This window comes from Streptomyces sp. B93, from assembly GCF_018070565.1.
GTDB lineage: Bacteria > Actinomycetota > Actinomycetes > Streptomycetales > Streptomycetaceae > Streptomyces.
Window position 1 is genome coordinate 1 of sequence record NZ_JAGPXL010000025.1, and the last position, 16713, is coordinate 16713.

Genomic DNA, 16713 nt, shown 5'->3' on the forward strand with positions numbered 1-16713 from the left:
CACCCAGGCTCTGCTGTCGCTTGCCCGTCGCCGGGTCGACGTGCTGTGGGCGATGCTGCGTGACAAGAGGCTGTTCACCTCCGCCCCGCCGCTCACGCAGACGGCTTGACACGATCATTGAGATTCCTCTCCCCGTGGTCCTGACGACCAGCACTTGCCTCTGACGTCAACGTCAGGTTTTAGCGTACGGGACATGGAGATCAACGACTCAGTTGCCCTTGTCACCGGAGCCAACCGCGGCCTGGGCCGCGCCTTCGCCCAGCGCCTGCTCGAGCGGGGAGCCCGCAAGGTCTACGCGACGGCCCGCCGACCGGAGACCGTCGACCTGGCCGGGGTCGAGGTACTGCCCCTGGACATCGCCGATCCCGCATCCGTGAGGGCCGCCGCCCAGGCCGCCCCGGACGTCTCGCTGCTCGTCAACAACGCCGGGATCCAGACGGGGACCGACCTGGTGGCCGGTTCGCTGGACGCGGTGCGGCGTGAGCTGGAGACCAACGTGCTAGGTCACCTGGGCGTGATCCGGGAGTTCGCGCCGGCGCTCGCCAGGAACGGCGGGGGCGCGGTCGTGAACGTCCTGTCCGCCATGTCGTGGTTCGGGGCGAAGGGCGCGGGTGCCTACCACCTGTCCAAGGCCGCCGCGTGGGCCATGACCAACGGTGTCCGCCTGGAGCTGGCGGAGCAGGGCACGCTCGTGACGGCCGTGCACCTCGGCCTGGCCGACACCGACATGTCCGCGGCCTGGCCGGTGGCCAAGCTCGCCCCGTCGGACCTGGCCGACGCGGCGCTGGACGGTGTTCAGGCAGACTCCGCCGAGGTCCTCGCCGACCAGTGGAGCCGGGACGTCAAGTCCCGGCTACCGCTGACGCCGGAAGAGTTCGACGCCGCGATGGACCGCGCTCTGGCAGCACTCATGACGGCCTGAACAGCGGCCCCGACCGCCGCCAGCGTGCTGGACGAGGTCGTGCGCGCGGCCGAGGCGGCGCCGGCAGGCCGATTGGCCGGGCTAGCGGACCCGCTCCCGTCAGCAGGTGGCTGTGCCGCATCGTGGGTCGCCGCGGCCCGTGCCCCGCGGCCGGGGCAGGACCGCCAGCGTGGTGTCCGCGATGCCTTGCAGGGTTTTCGAGGGCAGGCCGGCTTTGCCCACCGCCTCGATGCCGCGGAGCACTGTCAGCAGCAGTGCCGCCAGTTGCTCCGGGTCAGCATCGTCGTCGAGGTCGCCGTTGCGCTGAGCGGCGGCGATCTCCGTCCGCAGCAGCGCCAGGAGCGCCGCCATGGTTTCGGCGGACCGGTCGGCGACCGTCGGGTCGTGCTGGGCCAGTTCGGCCACGCCCTTGGCGAGCAGACATCCGCGGCGGTCCGTGTCGGCGACGGTGTTCGCGGCGACGAACTGCACGTAGGCCGACAGCCGGGTGAAGGCCTCGCTGTCCGGACCGCAGGTCAGTCTCTGCTTGGCCAGTTCGACGATCGCGGTGCACCACTCGTCGAACACGCGGTGGAACATCGCGCTCTTGTCGCCGAAAGCGCCGTAGAGGCTGCCCTTCCCAAGGCCGGTCGCCGTGGCGATGTCGTCCATCCGCGTACCCGCGTAGCCGGTGTCCCAGAACCGCTCACGGGCCAGTTCGAGGACACGGCGTTCATCGAATTTGCGTGGTCGTGCCATGGGTTGAGCCTACCTGTTCTTGACCAGGCCGTCCATAATCCTCTACGTTATGGACGTTCCATTCCATAACCGAGGGGCTCTGCCATGTCAGGTGTGCTGAACGAGAAGGTCGCCGTGATCACCGGAGGAAGCAGCGGGATCGGGCTGGCCATCGCCCGCCGCTTCACCCAGGAAGGGGCGCGGGTCTTCATCACCGGCCGCGACACCGACCGCCTCGAAGCGGCGGTGAAGGAGATCGGGACGGCCGCCACCGGGATACGGGCCGACGTCGCGGACCTGTCAGACATGGACGCGCTCTACGCGCAGGTGCGCGAGCAGGCCGGGCGCATCGACGTGCTGGTGGCCAACGCCGGAGTCGCCGCCGACGCCAGGCTCGGCGCACACACGGAGGAGAACGTCGACCTCACCCTGGCCGTCAACGTCAAGGGACCACTGTTCACGGTGCAGAAGGCCCTCCCCCTGCTGACAGAGGGCGCTTCGGTCGTGGTCATCGGTTCGAGCAACAGCGCACGCCCCGGCCAAGGCCTCGAGGTCTACAGCGCGTCGAAGGCGGCGGTCCGCAACCTGGTACAGAACTGGTCACACCAGTCGCGGGAGCGCAAGTTCCGGGTGAACGTCCTCAGCCCGGGACCCACGCGGACACCCGGCTTGATGGGCGCCGCGGGACCGGTGATCGACCAGGTCGTCGACGCCGTGCACCTGGGCCGGCTGGCCGATCCCGAGGAAATCGCCTCGGCAGCCCTGTTCCTGGCCTCGGACGCCGCGTCGTTCATCACCGGCGCGGAACTCTTCGCCGATGGTGGCCACTCCCACGTCTGAGCCACTCGACGAAGGCGGCGACTACGCTCGGCGACCCCGTCGCGGGCAATGCCACCCGCCATCCGTGCGCGGCGGCCACACGGACCCGGCGTTCTCCCGCCGCGGGGGCAAGGACGTGCTCGGGGACCACCCCGGCCCAGCCCCTGACCGCTGGCCACCGCGGTCGGCGAACTCGCGCGACCGGTGCGGGCGTTCTGACGTCCGGTACCACCTCGTTCGCCGCTTGGTGTCAGGTCCGCTGCCCGCGCCACCGGCGGTCGTTGCCGCTCTCCTCGTGGCCGCCGCGGTGGCGCGGGCGCGGGAGACATCCGTGACGGGCTCCGGTCCGGTGCACAGATCCGCGACCGTCGCTGGGGCGAACTGCGCCGCTTCACGGCGGACGAGGCGGAGTACGGGGCGGCGGTGCGGGCCCTGGAGTTCGGCGCGGACCACACGGAGGTGGACGCGGCCGTCCTGGCGGAGTTCACCGAGGAGCTGCTGGTGCTCCGGGTGGGCGACGTGGCGTGGTGGCTGCCGTACCGGGTGAACCGGTGGTTGCAGGAGGCCATGGCGATCTGAGCCCGGGGCGAGGTCCTGGGCGTGCCGGCCGGCGCCGGTCACCGATGCCGGGACACGGCCCCGCACTGCTGGGGGGCGGTCCCGAGGCCGTCGGCCCGGCGCGGCATGACCTCGGTGTGGTCCGCCGCGGTGGACGGCTCGCCCGGCCCTGTCACGCGGCGGAGGCCGGCGGCGCTGCTCCGACGCCGCCCTCGGCCGGGTCCGAGGCGCGGAACGTGCGCCGGTACGTCGACGGGGCCACCCCCGCCTGCGCGGCCAGGTGCCGCCGCAGTGAGGTGGCGGTGGCGAAGCCGACCTCGTGGGCGACCCGTTCCACGGAAAGGTCACTGGATTCCAGCAGGTGACGGGCCCGCCGCACCCGCTGCTGGGTCAGCCAGCGGCCGGGGCTCAGACCGGTCTCCTCCCGGAAGCGCCGGGCGAAGGTGCGGGTGCTCATCGCCGCGTGCTCGGCCATCTCGTCCAGCGACAGCGGCAGATGCAGCCGCCGCAGCGCCCAGTCACGGGTGGGCCCGGTCCCGGCCTGGCTGGCCGGTGGCACCGGCCGCTCGATGTACTGCGCCTGCCCACCGTCGCGGTGCGGCGGCACGACGCACTGACGGGCCACCTGGTTGGCCACCTCGCTGCCGTGGTCCTGGCGCACCAGGTGCAGACAGACGTCGACACCGCTCACCGCGCCCGCGGAGGTCAGCAGGTCACCGTGGTCGACGAAGAGCACGTCGGCGTCGAGTTCGACCCGGGGGAACAGTTCCCGGAAGTAGTCGGTGAGCGCCCAGTGGGTGGTGGCCCGGCGCCCGTCCAGGAGACCGGCGGCGGCCAGCAGGAAGGCGCCCGTGCAGATGGACACCAGGCGGGTGCCGGGGCGGACCCGGGACAGGGCGGCCAGGGCCCGCGGGTCCGGGGCGGCGGCCGAGGCCGGGGAGAGCGCGTAGGGCGGGATGACCACGGTGTCCGCCTCCGCCAGTGCCTCGGGACCGTGCCCGGGGGTGACGGTCAGGTCGGCGTCGGTACGCACGGGCTGCCCGTCCACGCTCGCGGACAGCACCTCGTAGCGACCGCCGGCGGAGCCCAGGACCCGGTGCGGGATGCCGAGTTCGAAGGGGTAGACGCCGTCGAGTGCCAGGACGACGACCGTGTGGGCACCGGGCCGCGGGGCCGGATGCGTGAGGCAGCGCGGTCCGCTCTCGCGGTCGGCGCTCGCGCGCGGCCGGGCGGACGCGGCGGACGCGGGGCGGGTGGTGGGCGTGTCGAAGGGCATGGCAGGAATGTATCGGAAGCTGACCTTCTGGCCATCGCGCGGGGACCGGCCGTACGGCCAGGATCGACGCATGACTTCGTTGGACGACCTTGAAAACCCCCGCTCCTCCCGGGACGGTGCCCCCGTGATGCTCGCCCTGCACCAGACGGTCCTCGGCGGCCCCGAGGTGCTGAAGCTGACCGAGTTGCCGCGGCCGAAGCCCGGCCCCGGTGAGATCCTCGTCGCCGTGCACGCGGCCGGACTCAACCCCACGGACGTCAAGCACCGCGCCCTGAGCATCTTCCTGCCGCCCCCGCCGCTGACCCTCGGCTGGGACGTCTCCGGCACCGTGGTGGAGACCGGCTTCGGCGTCACCCTCTTCCACCCCGGTGACGAGGTGTTCGGCATGCTGCCCTACCCGCACGGGGCGGGCTCCCACGCCGAGTACGTGACCGGCCCCGCCCGTGCCTTCGTCGCCAAGCCCGCCGGGATCGACCACGTCCAGGCGGCCGCCGTGCCGCTGGCCGCGCTCACCGCCTGGCAGGCCCTCGTCGACACCGCGGACCTCCAGGCCGGGCAGCGGGTGCTGATCCACGCCGCGGCGGGCGGCGTCGGTCATCTCGCCGTACAGATCGCCAAGGAGCACGGCGCGCACGTCACCGGGACGGCGAGCGCCCCCAAGCACGACTTCCTGCGTGCGCTGGGCGCGGACGCCTGCGTGGACTACCGTTCCGCGGACTTCGCCGACACCGACGAGCGCTACGACGTCGTCCTCGACACCCTCGGCGGCGAGACCGCGACCCGGTCCGTGGGCGTACTGCGCCCCGGAGGTGTCCTCGTCTCCCTCCTCCCGGGCGCCGAGGACACCCAGGCAGCGGCGGAGAAGGCCCAGGTCCGCGCCGTCACCCTGCTCGTCGAGCACGACCAGGCCGGGATGCGCGCCATCGCCGGCCTCCTCGGCCAGGGCAGGCTCCGCGTCCACGTCTCCGGCACCTTCCCCCTCGCCGAGGGTGCCCGGGCCCACGCCATGGGGGAGACGGGCCGCACCACGGGCAAGCTGGTCATCACCGTGCGCTGACGCGGGACGGCTGACGGGCGCGGCAGACTATTCGCAGCCCACGCCGTCGCCGTCACGGTCGAGGTGACGGCCGTATCCGGGGTCGCCCGCCCGCACCGGCGCGGCCCCGGCTGCACGGGCGGCGTCGCAGTTGGCGTAGTAGGCGCTCCCGCCACTGTCACTGCCGCCGGTGCCGCCACTGGTGCCGCTGCCGTACGTGTCCGCCGCAGGCTCGGCGGTGACGGTTTCGGTGACCTCGACCTCGACGGTCTCCGTCACGGTCGGCGCGGGCTCGGCCTCGGCGGTGGCGGTGGCGGTGGCCGTCATGGTGACGGTGGCGGTGGGCCGGGGCGCCGCCCCCACGGGCTTGGCGTCGTCCTGGGACTTCTCCCCGTTCCCTCCCATGCCCACCCCGATGACGAAGGCGACACCGAGTGCGGGAAGGACGTACCTCTTGCGCGCCCACTTGGGTGCGGTGCGCGGGGCCGAGGGCGGCGGCGGTGGCATGTACGGGTTGGTCATGACGTCCCCCAGGGCGTTCGTGTTGGGACGCTGACGGTAATGACGGAACAGGACTCCTGTGGCTCCTTGGGCCCCTTGTCACCAGTTCGCAATGCAATGTCACCCACACGAGTGAGCATCGCCCATCACACAGAAGTGCGAGGCCTGGTGACGACATTTTGGGAGCGCTCCCAGTCGTGGCTGAGATTCGGGGCTCCAGCGACGGCCGGAGCCCCGTCGTCCTCTCAGCTGGTGGGGAAGTCGTCCGCGGTGCTGATCCGGCTCTTGATCAGGGCGCCGGACTCGGTCAGTACGCCGCTGCCGCTGTAGTCGGTGCCGTCGCAGGTGCCCGGCTTGAACGCCGCGCTGCCCTCGTTGGCGTCGGAGTACGTCCAGTTCGCGTAGCTGATCTTCAACTGGTCGAGCAGGTCCAGCCACGCGATGCTGCTCGCCCGGTCCACCGCGCCGCCGCCGGTGGCGCTGACCGTGCCGAACTCCGAAACGAAGAGCGGCAGTCGAGAGGCCGCCCGGCTGACCGTGGCACGGTAGTTGTCCTTGTGACTGGCCGCGTAGAAGTGAAACGCGTACATGATGTTGGTCGCGTTCACCGGGTTGTTGACGATCTCGCTCTCGTTGGAGCCGTCGGAGACGCCCAGCGAGGACCAGCCGCGGGTGCCGACGATGATCACGGCGTCCGGGTCGGCGGCGCGGATCACCGGAATGACCTGCTCGGCGTAGTCCTTGATGGCCGTCCAGCTCACACCGTTGGGCTCGTTGGCGATCTCGTAGATCACGTTCTTCTTGTCGGCATTGCGGGTGGCCACGGACCGGAAGAACGTCTTGGCGCGGTCGAGGTTGTGGTTCGGGTCGCCCGGTGTCAGGGTGTGGAAGTCGATCACCGCGTACATGCCGCGCGCCTCGGCCATGTCGACCAGGCTGTTCACCCGGCTGGTGAAGCCTGCCGGGTCGGTCTCATAACCCTGCTCCTGCACGTACATGGCGACGCGGAAGAGGTCCGACTTCCAGTCCGTGGCCAGCGCGTCCAGGGACGCGTTGTTGTAGCACTTGCTGAACCACTGGATGCCGTGCGTGCTCATGCCGCGCAGCTGGATGGGGCGGTTGTACTGGTTGCACAGGTTCACCCCGCAGACCTTCAGTTGCCCGTTGATCCCCACCGGCGTGCCGGTCGCGGGCGGGTCGGTCGGGGGGTCCGTCGGCGGGTCGGTGATGGAGCCGGTGCAGGTCACGCCGTTGAGGGTGAAGGACGTCGGCTTGGGGTTGGAGCCCGTGAAGGACCCCACGAAGCCCAGGTCGGCCGACGCGCCGGTAGCCAGCGTGCGGTTCCAGTCGAGGCCGGCGGCACTGACCGTGGAGCCGGACTGCGACCAGGTGGCGTTCCAGCCCTGGACGAGCTTCTGTCCGGCGTCCGGCATGGCCATGTTCAGCGTCCATCCGGAGACGGGGTCACCCAGGTTGGTGACCTTCACCCCGGCCTGGAAGCCGCCCTGCCACTGGCTGGTGACGGTGTAGTCGACCCGGCAGCCGGTGGCGGCCGCCGCTTGGGGGCTGGCCACGGCCGTGAGGCCGAGGCCCGTCGCGGCGGTCGCCAGTAAGGCCAAGAGGCGTTTCAAAGCGTTCCTCCTCGTGCGAAGCGGAAACACGGAATGGGAGCGCTCCCAAACGCTCACCGGTCCGAGACCGTACACCGGTGGGTGGAGGTGCGTACAGGCATGCGACGGACGCGTTCGACAGCCCGGGCGCGGCGGCGCGGGCCGGTTCGCGCCACACGGACGAAGGCCATCCGTGCCTCACCCCGCTGTGGCTCCGCCATCCGCGCCGGAACCTGCGATTAGCTCGTGATCACCGCTCCCGCCGTGCCGCACGCAACCGGACCCGCGGGGCGCTCGTGAAAGGAACCGGACAGTGCTCAAGGGCTTCAAGAGCTTCCTCATGCGGGGTGACCTGATCACCATCGCCGTCGGGCTGGTCATCGCGCTGGCCTTCTCGACCCTGGTCAAAGCGTTCACCGACTACGTGATCAATCCGATCGTCAGCCGCTTCCAGGGCGGCACGTCCGTGGGGCTCGGATGGCAGCTGGGCGAGGACGGGAACGATGCGACCTATCTCAACATCGGGCAGTTCATCTCCGCCCTGATCTACTTCATCATCTTCATGGCGGTCATCTACTTCCTGATCGTCGTGCCGTACAAGCACTACCAGGCCCGCCACGGCATGAAGGCGTTCGCCGAACCCGGCCCGGTCAAGACCTGCCCGGCCTGCCTGTCCGAGGACCTGCCCGCCGCCGCCAGCAAGTGCCTCCACTGCGCCACCGAGCAGCCCCCGACCACGGGCGCCAGAACGACGACCGTGTAACCGTCCGGGTGTGCCGGTCGGGCGGCTGCGAGCGGGTCCGCCGTTGGTCAGGCGGTCGGGGCCAGTTGGTCGTCCTCGGAGACGGGGTTCGCCGGGGTCTTCTCCTCCCGGCCGGTGCCGAGCCTGAGCAACAGGGAGGCGGCGACCAGGGCGGCCCCGAACCACAGCACGCTCGTGACGCCACCCATGTGGTCGACGAGGAGTCCGCCGCACAGCGCCCCGAGCGCGCTGCGGGTGTTGTACGCCATGGTGTTGAGCGACATCGCCGCCTCGAACGTCTCCGGCGCGGCGGCGAGCGTCATGTTGACCTGCGACAGCTGTACGGCGCCGAAGGACAGTTGAGTCGTCAGTGGCACCTGAGCGCACCACGCGCACCGCACCCCCCACCGGGTGGTGCGCCCGTGCACGACGTGCAGGCCACGACCGCTGTCCCCGAGCAGCCCGTCGCGGCCCAGCCGCGGCCTGCCGTTGCCGGTGTCACCCACCTCGCAGAGCAGTCCCTGCCCGGTCCTGATCAGCCGTACGGTGATGGGGCCGGTCGCGAAGCGGACCGCGTTGGCGACCAGCTCACTGACCGCCGCCCGCCAGTGCCTGGAGGCCGCCGAGCGCGCGGTCGTCGAGGTCGCCGCCGCCGTCGGGGAGGTCCGCGGACGGCTCTCGGTCGGTCTGATCCCGCCCGTCGCCGCCGTCGACATCCCGGGCGCGCTGCGCGACTGCCGGGAGCGTTATCCGCAGGTGCGCGTCAGCCTCCGCGTCGGCGGGAGCGACGACCTCGTCGAGCAGGTCAAGCGGGGAGCCGTCGAGGTCGCCTTCCTGGGCCTGCCGGCCACGATGCGGCCGGAAGGGGTCAGCTACCGCGAACTCGCCCGGGACCGGCTCGTCGCCGTCATCGCGCCCGATCACCCCTTGGCCGGGGAGTCGGCGGTCGACCTGCGGCGGCTGTCCTCGGAGGTGTTCGTCGACCTGCCGGCACAGACCGCCGGCCGCGCCCAGTCCGACCTGGCCTTCTCCGCCGCCGGGCTGACCCGCGACGTGGCCTATGAGGTGACCAACGCGGACTTCCTGGCCCGGCTGGTCGCGCAGGGCCTCGGCGTGGCGATGCTGCCCGCCGCGTACGTGGCCCAGCTCAGCGGCGTGACCACCATCGAGGTGGTCGACGCTCCGGCGCGCGTCGAGTACATCATCCGGAGCCCCGGCAGCCGCACCCCCGCGGCGACCGCCTTCCTGCGCCTCCTCGGCGTCCCGGAAGCAGAGGAGGCGTCCTGACGTACGAGCGCCGCGCGTCCCTGACCGGGTACTGGGCCTCACCGCTGACGCGGCCGACTGGCAGGCCACGCGGTCCGCCGTGACCCGGACCGTGGAGCACTTCGGCGCACTGGACGCGGCCGTGGCGAACGCCGGGTTCCTGTCCGTCGACTCCCCGCGCACCCAGGGGCGACCGTCGCGGACGGCGACCCCTCGCTGTGGGCGCCCATGGTTCTCACCAACGTCCTCGGCCCCGCCCTGCCGGCGAACGCCGCCCTGCCGCACCTCGAGGCCACCGGTGGGCGGCTGGTACTCATCGGCAGCGTCGCCGGGGTGAAGAGCGCCTCCGCCAACCTGTACTCGGCGACCAAGTGGGGTCACCGGCCTCGCCGAGAACCTGCGCCTGCAGGACGCCGGTGCTCCCCCGTTCGCCCTGCCTCCCCAGCCCATCGCCGAGGCCGTCTGCTTCGCCCTCGACCAGCCGACGGGCGTCGACCTCAACACCCTGACCATCCGGCCGATCGGGCAGCCCGTCTGACGGACTGTTCCCGGCGCACTGCCGGCGACGGCACGGCGACCACCGGAGCGACTCACCCGTCGGTGAGGTGCGCGAGCGTACCGTCACATGCGGCCGGCGACCTCGTCGCGCAGGCGCGGAAGCATGTCGTGGATGACACCGGGGCACAGGGTGTCGCCGAAGTCCTTGTGGCCGTAGATCTGCGCCGCTGGGATGCGGTACTGGGCACATACGTACGCGCACATCAGGACCAGGACCTCCCACTGGGCCGTGGGAGGCACCGCGCCCGCGTGGTAGGAGCCCTCGTTGGCGATGCCGACGGCCTGGTTGTTCTGGCCCGAGGTGTGTGCGCCCTGGACGAAGGCCGACCCGCCGGTGAGGGTGCGCAGGCTGCCGTGCCTGCCCTCGGTGATCCAGCCGCCCCGGCTGACCAGGAAGTGGTAACCGGTGTCCACCCAGCCGTTCTTGTCCATGTGCAGGTCCTGCACCCAGTGGGCGTGGGAATGCGCCTGGGCGCGGGAGAAATCGGAGGTGTTGGCGCTCACCGTGTGATGGACGACGATCTTGGTCGGCCGGTACTGGAGGGTGCTGACGGTCCCGCGGGGCGGGCGCGCGCCCCAGGTCGCGGTGGAGTCGATGTCCGGCTCCACCGCTTCGGCACCGCGGGCCTGTGCGCGCTGGGCCGTGCCCAGGCCGACGGTGCCGGTCACCAGTCCGGCCGTGGCGGCGAGCAACAAGCGGCGGGGCAGGGCGTTCTCGGGTGTCACGATCACTCCTCGGAAGAGGGTGGGGAGGGTGGGGGGACGCGGTGGAGCCGCGCACGGGGCGGCTCCACCGTGTGATCGCGTGCTGGGCGGCGGCACGAGGGGACGACACCGCCGGGGTGTGTCAGGTGTTGTTGGCGAGTGCCAGGAGCCGGTCGCGGCTGCCGTTGAACTTGTTCCGGTCCACGTTGCCGGAGACACCGCTGACCGAGCCGGTGCTCGTGTACTGCCACACCGTCCAGGTCGGGAAGCCGCTCGGGATCGTCGGGGACGACGCGCTGGTCCAGTGCGCCACCCACAGCGGGCTCTTGCCGGACATGCCGGTCCAGTTGCCGGTGCAGGTGTTCCACCAGCTCGCCGTCGTGTAGATGACCACGTCACGGCTGGTGCGCGACTTGTAGGTGTTGTAGAAGTCGTTGATCCAGCTGCGCATCTGCGTCGTGGACAGGCCGTAGCACATCGCCCCGTAGGGGTTGTGCTCGATGTCCAGCACGCCGGGGAGGGTCAGGTTGTCGCGCGACCAGGCGCCGCCGTTCGAGGCGAAGTAGTTGGCCTGGACGGCCCCGCTGGAGATGTTGGGCCGGGCGAAGTGGTACGCGCCCCGGATGACGCCCGCGTAGTAGGCGTTGGTGTAGTTCGTGTTGAACCGGTCGTCCTTGTAGCTGGTGCCCTCGGTCGCCTTGATCCAGGCGAACTGGATGCCCGCGTTGCGTACGGAGGTCCAGTTGATGGCTCCCTGCCAGTGCGAGACGTCGATGCCCTGGACGCCGTCGGTCGGGGCCATGATGCCCATGGAGGGCTCGGTGGCGGCGGCACGGTCGCCCTCGTGGATGAGGGCGCCCACACCCATGTAGGCCTCGCCCTCGCGGATCTGGGGGCGGCCCTTGCCGGGGTCGGGGGCGGCGAAGGCGCCCGAGGTGGTGGCGGCGGTCAGCGCGAGGGCGGCGCCGAGCACGGTGAGGGCCGTGGCTAACCGTCTGCGGAGGGAGGCCGCGGGGCGTCGGAGCGAGAGCATGGCTGTCTCCTGGCATGTAGGGGATGCAGGGAACGAGGTGAGGTGACGTCGGCCGGGTGCCACCGGGACAGGTGCTGGGAGGGTCCCGAGAGTTGACGTGCGCGCGTCATTAGTTACGCACGTAGATTCAGCGGGTGTAAAGGGCCTCCAGAGGCCTCTGGTGGTCTGGCCCAATGTAAAAGCAGATGTGCAGGAAACTCGGCAACCGGCGGACGAAAACTTTCACGGGTGTGAAAGATGAGCCGGGCTCGGCTTCGTCCTGTGGGCCGGCCGGTCAACGCGTGTGCGCCTCGACTATCGCGTGGTGGCCCGACACGTCCAGCGCCGGAGCGGGCAGCGGAATCCGTACCGGCCTGGCGGCCCCTTTCGAGGTGCCGGGGTGCCCGGCGAGCGCCGCCGTGCCCGAGCCCCAGGCCCACAGTCCACCGTCGGTGTCGATGGCGTACCCCGTGAACCGGGAGGCGGAGATCCGGCGGATCCCGGGCAGCCCGGTCACCCGGACCGGCTTCGCGGAGACGTGGTCCGAGGTGTCGCCGTCGCCCAGCGCGCCGCTCACGCCCCGGCCCCAGGCCCAGACGGCGCCGTGCCGGTCCAGGGCGTACGCCACGTCCGAACCGCCCGCCACCTGTACGACGTTCTCCAGTCCCCGCACATGGACCGGGCGCGCGGACTGCCCACCGGTCGGCTCGACCGCCAGCAGGCCGTGCGCGTTGTTCCCCCACGCGCACACCGTCCCGTCCGCCTTCACCGCCACCACGGCCCCGCCCGCCGAGGCCACGTCGACGACACCCGAGACGCCCGGCACCGTGCCGATCCGGGTACCGTCCCGCTCGCCCAGCACGTCGGTGAGGTTGATCCCCCAGCCGAGGACCCTCCCGTCCGAGCGCAACGCGAAGGCGTTCGGGAGGTTCGGCCCCATCGAGACCACGTCCTCCGCGCGCTGAACCCGCTCCGGGACGGTCACCCCGTCGTGGCCCTCCCGCTTCCCTCCCCCGACCAGGAACCTGTCCGACCCCCAGGCCATCACGGAGCCGTCCCGCAGGACGACGTAGAACGTCGCCCCACCGCCGTACACCGCGTGCGCCGGGCCGATCCCCGTGACCTGCCGGGGCTCGGCCTCGTAGACCCGCTCGCGGGAGCCGTGCCCGAGGGAGCCGTCGACGTTGGTGCCGTAGGACCACACGGTGCCGTCGGAGCGGACGGCCACGACGGTGTGACCGCTGTCCGCGACCGACACGACACCGGTCAGGCCCGGCACCGGTCCTTCCCCGAAGTCACCGGCCGGGGCGTCGTACGGCGCCCCGAAGGCCCACGCCGTGCCCGGCGGCAGCTCTCGTTGCGCCGGGCGAGCGGAAGGTCCCTCGGGACACTCCGGCGCGAACATCACCGCACGGTCCGCCGCGCTGCACCCGGCCAGCGCGAGAACCGCGGCACCGGCGACCAGCCCGCACAGCAAGGACCTCGTGGTCATGCGACACTCCCCCCGAGAAGGGCCCCGCCGCACACCGCGACGGCCGGGGCCAGGCACACCGTCCGGCCCCAACCCTGCTCCTCACGGAGCCGTCCGCCCAGCGCGTAGCTGCTCGGACCCAGCGGGGCGAAGGGCGGGGTGCGGGTGAGTACGCGTACTCATGCGCCGCTTCGACGCTCGCCGGTCGGCGCCCCTGTGTCTCGAGCGGCAACAGCGTCGGACGTCTTGGCGCCCTTCACGTTCACACACTTGCCGGAGGCGGCCGCCGGCGCCGTACTCGGATCGGGTGAGGCGGTTCCGTCGGGGGCGCGGTGGCACGTCGTGGCGGCGTGGCCTGGGAGTGGGCCGGTGCTTTGCTGGCCGCGCCGGTCGCACCCCGTGACCGGCCTCGGTCGGAAGGGACACCGTGACGGCACAGGGCGAAGTGAACGAAGTCGGCGAACTCGACGAGGCGAAGGTCGAGGCCTTCATGGAGAAGGCGCTCGGCGACATCAGCGGGACGATGACCGTCGGCCTGTGCCACCTGGGCGACCGGCTCGGCCTGTTCAAGGACCTCGCGGAACGGGGTCCCGCCGGCAGCCGGGAGTTGGCGGACCGGCTCGGCCTCGACGAGCGCTATGTGCGCGAGTGGCTGCGCGGTCTCACCGCCGCGGGCTACCTGGAGGAACCGGAGCCCGGCCGCTTCCTCCTGCCCGCCGAGCACGCCCCCGCCCTGGCCGACGAGTCCGGGCCCATGTTCCTCGGCGGCGTGCACCAGATGCTGCCCGCCGCCATGGCGCCGTACGAGCGACTGATCGAGGCGTTCCGGCGGGGCGGGGGCGTGCGGCAGAGCGACTACCCGGAGATCCTCTGGGACGGCATGAGCCGGTTCACGGGCAGCTGGTTCGAGACCGTGATGATCGACGACTGGCTGAGCACCTTCCCGCACGTCGTAGAGAAGCTGGACCGGGGCATCGACGTCGCGGACGTGGGATGCGGCGCGGGCCGGGCCCTGATCGTGCTCGCCGAGGCGTTTCCCCGCTCCCGCTTCACCGGGTACGACAACTTCCCCGGCCAGGTGGAACGCGCCCGTGCGAACGCGGAGCGGGCCGGTGTCGCCGACCGGGTGACCTTCCGTACCGCCGACGCCGCCCAGGGGCTGCCCGACCGCTACGACCTCGTCACCACCTTCGACGTCATCCATGACGCGGCCGATCCGAAGCGGCTGCTCGCCGCGATCCGGGGCGCCGTGAAGGACGACGGCGACTACCTGATGCTGGAGATCAACTGCGCGGACCGTCCCCAGGACAACACCGGCCCCGTCGCCTCGATGTTCTACGGGTTCAGCGTCTTCTACTGCATGACCACCTCCCTCGCGAACGACGGGGCCGCCCTGGGCACGTGCGGTATGCCCGAGTCCGTCGTACGCGAGCTGTGCACCGAGGCGGGCTTCGGCAGTGTGGCCCGGTCCACGGCGGACGACCCGTTCAACGTTCTGTACGACATCAGGCCGTAGGCGCGGAGCCGCGGCGGGTGTCGGCGGGGCCGATGAGTTCGCCGGTTGTCCGAGGTCTTCCTTGACGAGGGTGTGGCGAAGGAATGGAGGACAGGATGGGCAATCCGATTCGGCTGTACATGTCGATGTCGCTCGACGGGTATGTCGCGGGGCCGGACGACCGGCCCGGGCAGGAGCTGGGACGCGACGGAGGGCGGCTGTTCAACTGGCTCGACGACCGTGAGTCCGACGGTCCGAGCGGCCAGGTCTACCGCGAGGCGCTGGCGACCGGCGCGCTGATCTCCGGCCGTCGCACCTTCGAACTCGCCAGGCGCTGGCAGGGCGACCACCACGACGGCGTGCCGATCTTCGTCCTCACGCACCACGTGGATGACGGGGACGTGCCGCCCGGTCACGCACGTTTCGTCACCGACGTCGAGGACTGCGCCCGTCAGGCCCGCGCAGCCGCCGGGGACCGGCCGGTCATGGTCCATGGGGCGGGAGCGGCGCAGGCACTGCTCCGGGCGGGGCAGCTGGACGAGATGGAGATCCATCTGGTTCCGGTCCTGCTCGGGGGCGGTCGACGGCTGTTCGACCATCTGGGGAGTGAGCACATCGAACTGGAGCTGGTTCGGCGGCTGGAGGCTCGGGACGTCACGCATCTGCGCTACCGGGTGCGTCGTCGTGAGGAGGCCGGGTGGTGACGGAGTCGGCGTGCCCTCTGCCGGTCCTCCCCCGGGCGAAAACCCCTGTCGCCGAAGCCGGAAAGGGCGCAGACTCCTCCCATGGCAGACATGGGTTCCTTCCGGGACACGGTCACCGCGTGGGCGGCGGGTGGCCCCGGTGACCCGGCGCGCGAACTGGCCGAGCGGCTGTCGCTGCGGGCGGCTGTGCTGCTCGAAGGTCTGAGTGACCTCGCGGCGGTCGACGCGCTCGCGGCGGCACGCGGCCGGAACCTGGAGGCCGAGGGCGTGTGCGTCGTACCGATGGGCGGCGCGATGAACGTCGGCCGCTTCGCCCGACTGCTCGGCCCGACCGGCCTCGGCCTGCGCCTGACCGGCCTGTGCGACGTACGGGAGCACGGCTTCTACGTCCGTGGCTTCGAGCGGACCGGTGCGGCGCGCCACGACATCCACGTCTGTACGGCGGACCTGGAGGACGAACTCATCCGCGCCCTGGGTGTCGCCCGGGTGACGGACCTCGTGCGCGCGGAGGGGGACCTGCGCCCGCTCCAGACCTTCCTGCGCCAGCCCGCGCAGCAGGGCCGCCCCGCGCAGCAGCAGTTGCGACGCTTCCTCGGCACCAAGAAGGGGCGCAAGATCCATTACGGCCGGGTCCTCGTCGAGGCCCTTGCCGCCGATCAGGTACCCGCGCCGCTGGAGGATCTGTTCGCCGCGGTGTGAGCGCGGGTGGCGTGGCTGTCGGGCGTTGTTCCCGGAGGGCACCACATGCCGAGCCACTGCTCGGCGTCCCAGGCCTCGAACCGCTCCACCTCGGTGAAGCCCAGCCTCGCCGCGAGGCGCATCGAACCCGCGTTGGCGGTCTGGGTGGTGAGTACCACGGGCTCGCCGGGGAGCGCGCCGACGAGCCAGCCGAGCGCCGCAGCGCACGCCTCGGCGGCGTATCCGCATCCCCAGGCCCATGGCAGGAACAGGTAGCCGAGGTCCAGCTTGCCTGCCGCGGCCCGGCGCCGGTGCCCCGTGGCCCTCCTGAGCAGGATCCGGCCGATCATCGCGCCGTCGAGTTCGACGACGAAGCTCCCCGGCTGCCGCCCCGGCACCTCGGGCAGCTCGCGCTCGAGTTCGTCGCGTGGCCGGGGGCCGCCGAGGTAGGTGTGGACCTCCGGGGAGGCGTGCAGCTCGATGAACGCCGCACGGTCCCGGGCCTCGGGCCCACGGAGCACGAGCCGTTCGGTCGTGATGGGTTGGGGCGGCCAGGTCACGGCTCCCAGATCTTCCATCCGCGCACGCTAGCAGGTGGTAACCGACCGAGCGGAAGCCCCCACCCTCCTAACTCTTAATTTAG

At 71.5% G+C, this 16713-nt stretch carries 17 protein-coding genes and 2 pseudogenes; 10 read left to right on the plus strand and 9 right to left on the minus strand.

Going from position 1 to position 16713, the window contains the following annotated elements:
- Positions 1-193: 193 nt before the first annotated feature.
- The gene (locus KBY47_RS22600) at positions 194-922 is read left to right on the plus strand and encodes an SDR family oxidoreductase (RefSeq protein ID WP_210923532.1); all 729 of its coding nucleotides are present in this window, start codon (positions 194-196) and stop codon (positions 920-922) included.
- A gap of 99 nt (positions 923-1021) precedes the next feature.
- Here KBY47_RS22600 and KBY47_RS22605 read toward each other — a convergent pair whose 3' ends face one another.
- Positions 1022-1660: a TetR/AcrR family transcriptional regulator gene (locus KBY47_RS22605; RefSeq protein ID WP_210923535.1), complete on the minus strand. Its 639-nt coding sequence runs from the start codon at positions 1658-1660 to the stop codon at positions 1022-1024.
- Between the two features lie 84 nt (positions 1661-1744).
- Here KBY47_RS22605 and KBY47_RS22610 point away from each other — a divergent pair, with 84 nt between their 5' ends.
- Entirely contained in the window at positions 1745-2479 is a 735-nt protein-coding gene (locus KBY47_RS22610; RefSeq protein WP_210923537.1) for an SDR family NAD(P)-dependent oxidoreductase, read from the plus strand.
- 336 nt (positions 2480-2815) lie between these two features.
- Entirely contained in the window at positions 2816-3037 is a 222-nt protein-coding gene (locus tag KBY47_RS22615; RefSeq protein WP_308405248.1) for a DUF5825 family protein, read from the plus strand.
- Positions 3038-3188: 151 nt separating this feature from the next.
- Here the strand turns inward: KBY47_RS22615 and KBY47_RS22620 are convergent, their stop codons facing one another.
- Positions 3189-4292 carry a GlxA family transcriptional regulator gene (locus tag KBY47_RS22620; RefSeq protein ID WP_210923541.1) on the minus strand — a complete coding sequence of 368 codons (1104 nt, stop codon included), beginning with the start codon at positions 4290-4292 and terminating at the stop codon, positions 3189-3191.
- 70 nt (positions 4293-4362) lie between these two features.
- Here KBY47_RS22620 and KBY47_RS22625 point away from each other — a divergent pair, with 70 nt between their 5' ends.
- On the plus strand, positions 4363-5349 hold the full coding sequence (locus KBY47_RS22625; RefSeq protein ID WP_210923543.1) for an NADP-dependent oxidoreductase: 987 nt from the start codon (positions 4363-4365) through the stop codon (positions 5347-5349).
- 27 nt (positions 5350-5376) lie between these two features.
- Here the strand turns inward: KBY47_RS22625 and KBY47_RS22630 are convergent, their stop codons facing one another.
- Together KBY47_RS22630 and KBY47_RS22635 are read right to left on the minus strand one after the other, a co-directional pair.
- Positions 5377-5850, minus strand: a complete 474-nt coding sequence (locus KBY47_RS22630) for an excalibur calcium-binding domain-containing protein (protein WP_210923545.1) — start codon at positions 5848-5850, stop codon at positions 5377-5379.
- Positions 5851-6074: 224 nt separating this feature from the next.
- The gene (locus KBY47_RS22635) at positions 6075-7460 is read right to left on the minus strand and encodes a cellulase family glycosylhydrolase (protein WP_210923546.1); all 1386 of its coding nucleotides are present in this window, start codon (positions 7458-7460) and stop codon (positions 6075-6077) included.
- A 292-nt stretch (positions 7461-7752) separates the two neighbouring features.
- On the opposite strand from KBY47_RS22635, the gene KBY47_RS22640 reads away from it, so the two are divergent.
- Complete coding sequence (locus KBY47_RS22640) at positions 7753-8202, plus strand: MscL family protein (protein WP_210923548.1); 450 nt, start codon at positions 7753-7755, stop codon at positions 8200-8202.
- 374 nt (positions 8203-8576) lie between these two features.
- Here the strand turns inward: KBY47_RS22640 and KBY47_RS22650 are convergent.
- A pseudogene (locus tag KBY47_RS22650) lies at positions 8577-8834 on the minus strand (ATP-binding protein); the annotation flags it as partial.
- Here KBY47_RS22650 and KBY47_RS22655 point away from each other — a divergent pair.
- Together KBY47_RS22655 and KBY47_RS36655 are read left to right on the plus strand one after the other, a co-directional pair.
- Positions 8731-9468, plus strand: a complete 738-nt coding sequence (locus tag KBY47_RS22655; protein WP_210923552.1) for a LysR substrate-binding domain-containing protein — start codon at positions 8731-8733, stop codon at positions 9466-9468. The pseudogene KBY47_RS22650 and the gene KBY47_RS22655 overlap by 104 nt on opposite strands.
- Before the next feature lie 207 nt (positions 9469-9675).
- Positions 9676-9765, plus strand: a pseudogene (locus tag KBY47_RS36655) (short-chain dehydrogenase); the annotation flags it as partial.
- Positions 9766-10068: 303 nt separating this feature from the next.
- Here the strand turns inward: KBY47_RS36655 and KBY47_RS22665 are convergent.
- From KBY47_RS22665 to KBY47_RS22675, 3 genes are all read right to left on the minus strand, one after another.
- Positions 10069-10731, minus strand: a complete 663-nt coding sequence (locus KBY47_RS22665) for a peptidoglycan recognition family protein (RefSeq protein WP_374103095.1) — start codon at positions 10729-10731, stop codon at positions 10069-10071.
- A gap of 121 nt (positions 10732-10852) precedes the next feature.
- A complete protein-coding gene (locus KBY47_RS22670) occupies positions 10853-11743 on the minus strand; it encodes a lysozyme (RefSeq protein WP_210923556.1) in 891 nt (296 codons plus the stop codon).
- A 274-nt stretch (positions 11744-12017) separates the two neighbouring features.
- Complete coding sequence (locus KBY47_RS22675) at positions 12018-13214, minus strand: RCC1 repeat domain-containing protein (RefSeq protein WP_210923559.1); 1197 nt, start codon at positions 13212-13214, stop codon at positions 12018-12020.
- A gap of 406 nt (positions 13215-13620) precedes the next feature.
- Between KBY47_RS22675 and KBY47_RS37245 the strand changes: the two genes are divergently transcribed.
- From KBY47_RS37245 to KBY47_RS22690, 3 genes are all read left to right on the plus strand, one after another.
- Complete coding sequence (locus tag KBY47_RS37245) at positions 13621-14709, plus strand: class I SAM-dependent methyltransferase (protein WP_210923561.1); 1089 nt, start codon at positions 13621-13623, stop codon at positions 14707-14709.
- A 95-nt stretch (positions 14710-14804) separates the two neighbouring features.
- A complete protein-coding gene (locus tag KBY47_RS22685) occupies positions 14805-15392 on the plus strand; it encodes a dihydrofolate reductase family protein (protein WP_210923563.1) in 588 nt (195 codons plus the stop codon).
- A gap of 81 nt (positions 15393-15473) precedes the next feature.
- Positions 15474-16091 carry a TOPRIM nucleotidyl transferase/hydrolase domain-containing protein gene (locus KBY47_RS22690; RefSeq protein WP_210923565.1) on the plus strand — a complete coding sequence of 206 codons (618 nt, stop codon included), beginning with the start codon at positions 15474-15476 and terminating at the stop codon, positions 16089-16091.
- Here the strand turns inward: KBY47_RS22690 and KBY47_RS22695 are convergent.
- Positions 16049-16648, minus strand: coding sequence for a GNAT family N-acetyltransferase (locus KBY47_RS22695; RefSeq protein WP_210923567.1), 600 nt, complete (start codon positions 16646-16648; stop codon positions 16049-16051). The two genes, KBY47_RS22690 and KBY47_RS22695, sit on opposite strands and share 43 nt — an antisense overlap.
- Positions 16649-16713: the final 65 nt, after the last annotated feature.

Bases quoted from the DNA above. Each gene is read 5' to 3' on its own strand.
- KBY47_RS22625 (WP_210923543.1), top strand. From the start codon at position 4,363: ATGACTTCGTTGGACGACCTTGAAAACCCCCGCTCCTCCCGGGACGGT.
- KBY47_RS22695 (WP_210923567.1), bottom strand. From the start codon at position 16,648: ATGGAAGATCTGGGAGCCGTGACCTGGCCGCCCCAACCCATCACGACC.
- KBY47_RS22670 (WP_210923556.1), bottom strand. From the start codon at position 11,743: ATGCTCTCGCTCCGACGCCCCGCGGCCTCCCTCCGCAGACGGTTAGCC.
- KBY47_RS22675 (WP_210923559.1), bottom strand. From the start codon at position 13,214: ATGACCACGAGGTCCTTGCTGTGCGGGCTGGTCGCCGGTGCCGCGGTT.
- KBY47_RS22690 (WP_210923565.1), top strand. From the start codon at position 15,474: ATGGCAGACATGGGTTCCTTCCGGGACACGGTCACCGCGTGGGCGGCG.
- KBY47_RS22685 (WP_210923563.1), top strand. From the start codon at position 14,805: ATGGGCAATCCGATTCGGCTGTACATGTCGATGTCGCTCGACGGGTAT.
- KBY47_RS22620 (WP_210923541.1), bottom strand. From the start codon at position 4,292: ATGCCCTTCGACACGCCCACCACCCGCCCCGCGTCCGCCGCGTCCGCC.
- KBY47_RS22605 (WP_210923535.1), bottom strand. From the start codon at position 1,660: ATGGCACGACCACGCAAATTCGATGAACGCCGTGTCCTCGAACTGGCC.
- KBY47_RS22630 (WP_210923545.1), bottom strand. From the start codon at position 5,850: ATGACCAACCCGTACATGCCACCGCCGCCGCCCTCGGCCCCGCGCACC.
- KBY47_RS22655 (WP_210923552.1), top strand. From the start codon at position 8,731: ATGGGGCCGGTCGCGAAGCGGACCGCGTTGGCGACCAGCTCACTGACC.
- KBY47_RS22610 (WP_210923537.1), top strand. From the start codon at position 1,745: ATGTCAGGTGTGCTGAACGAGAAGGTCGCCGTGATCACCGGAGGAAGC.
- KBY47_RS22600 (WP_210923532.1), top strand. From the start codon at position 194: ATGGAGATCAACGACTCAGTTGCCCTTGTCACCGGAGCCAACCGCGGC.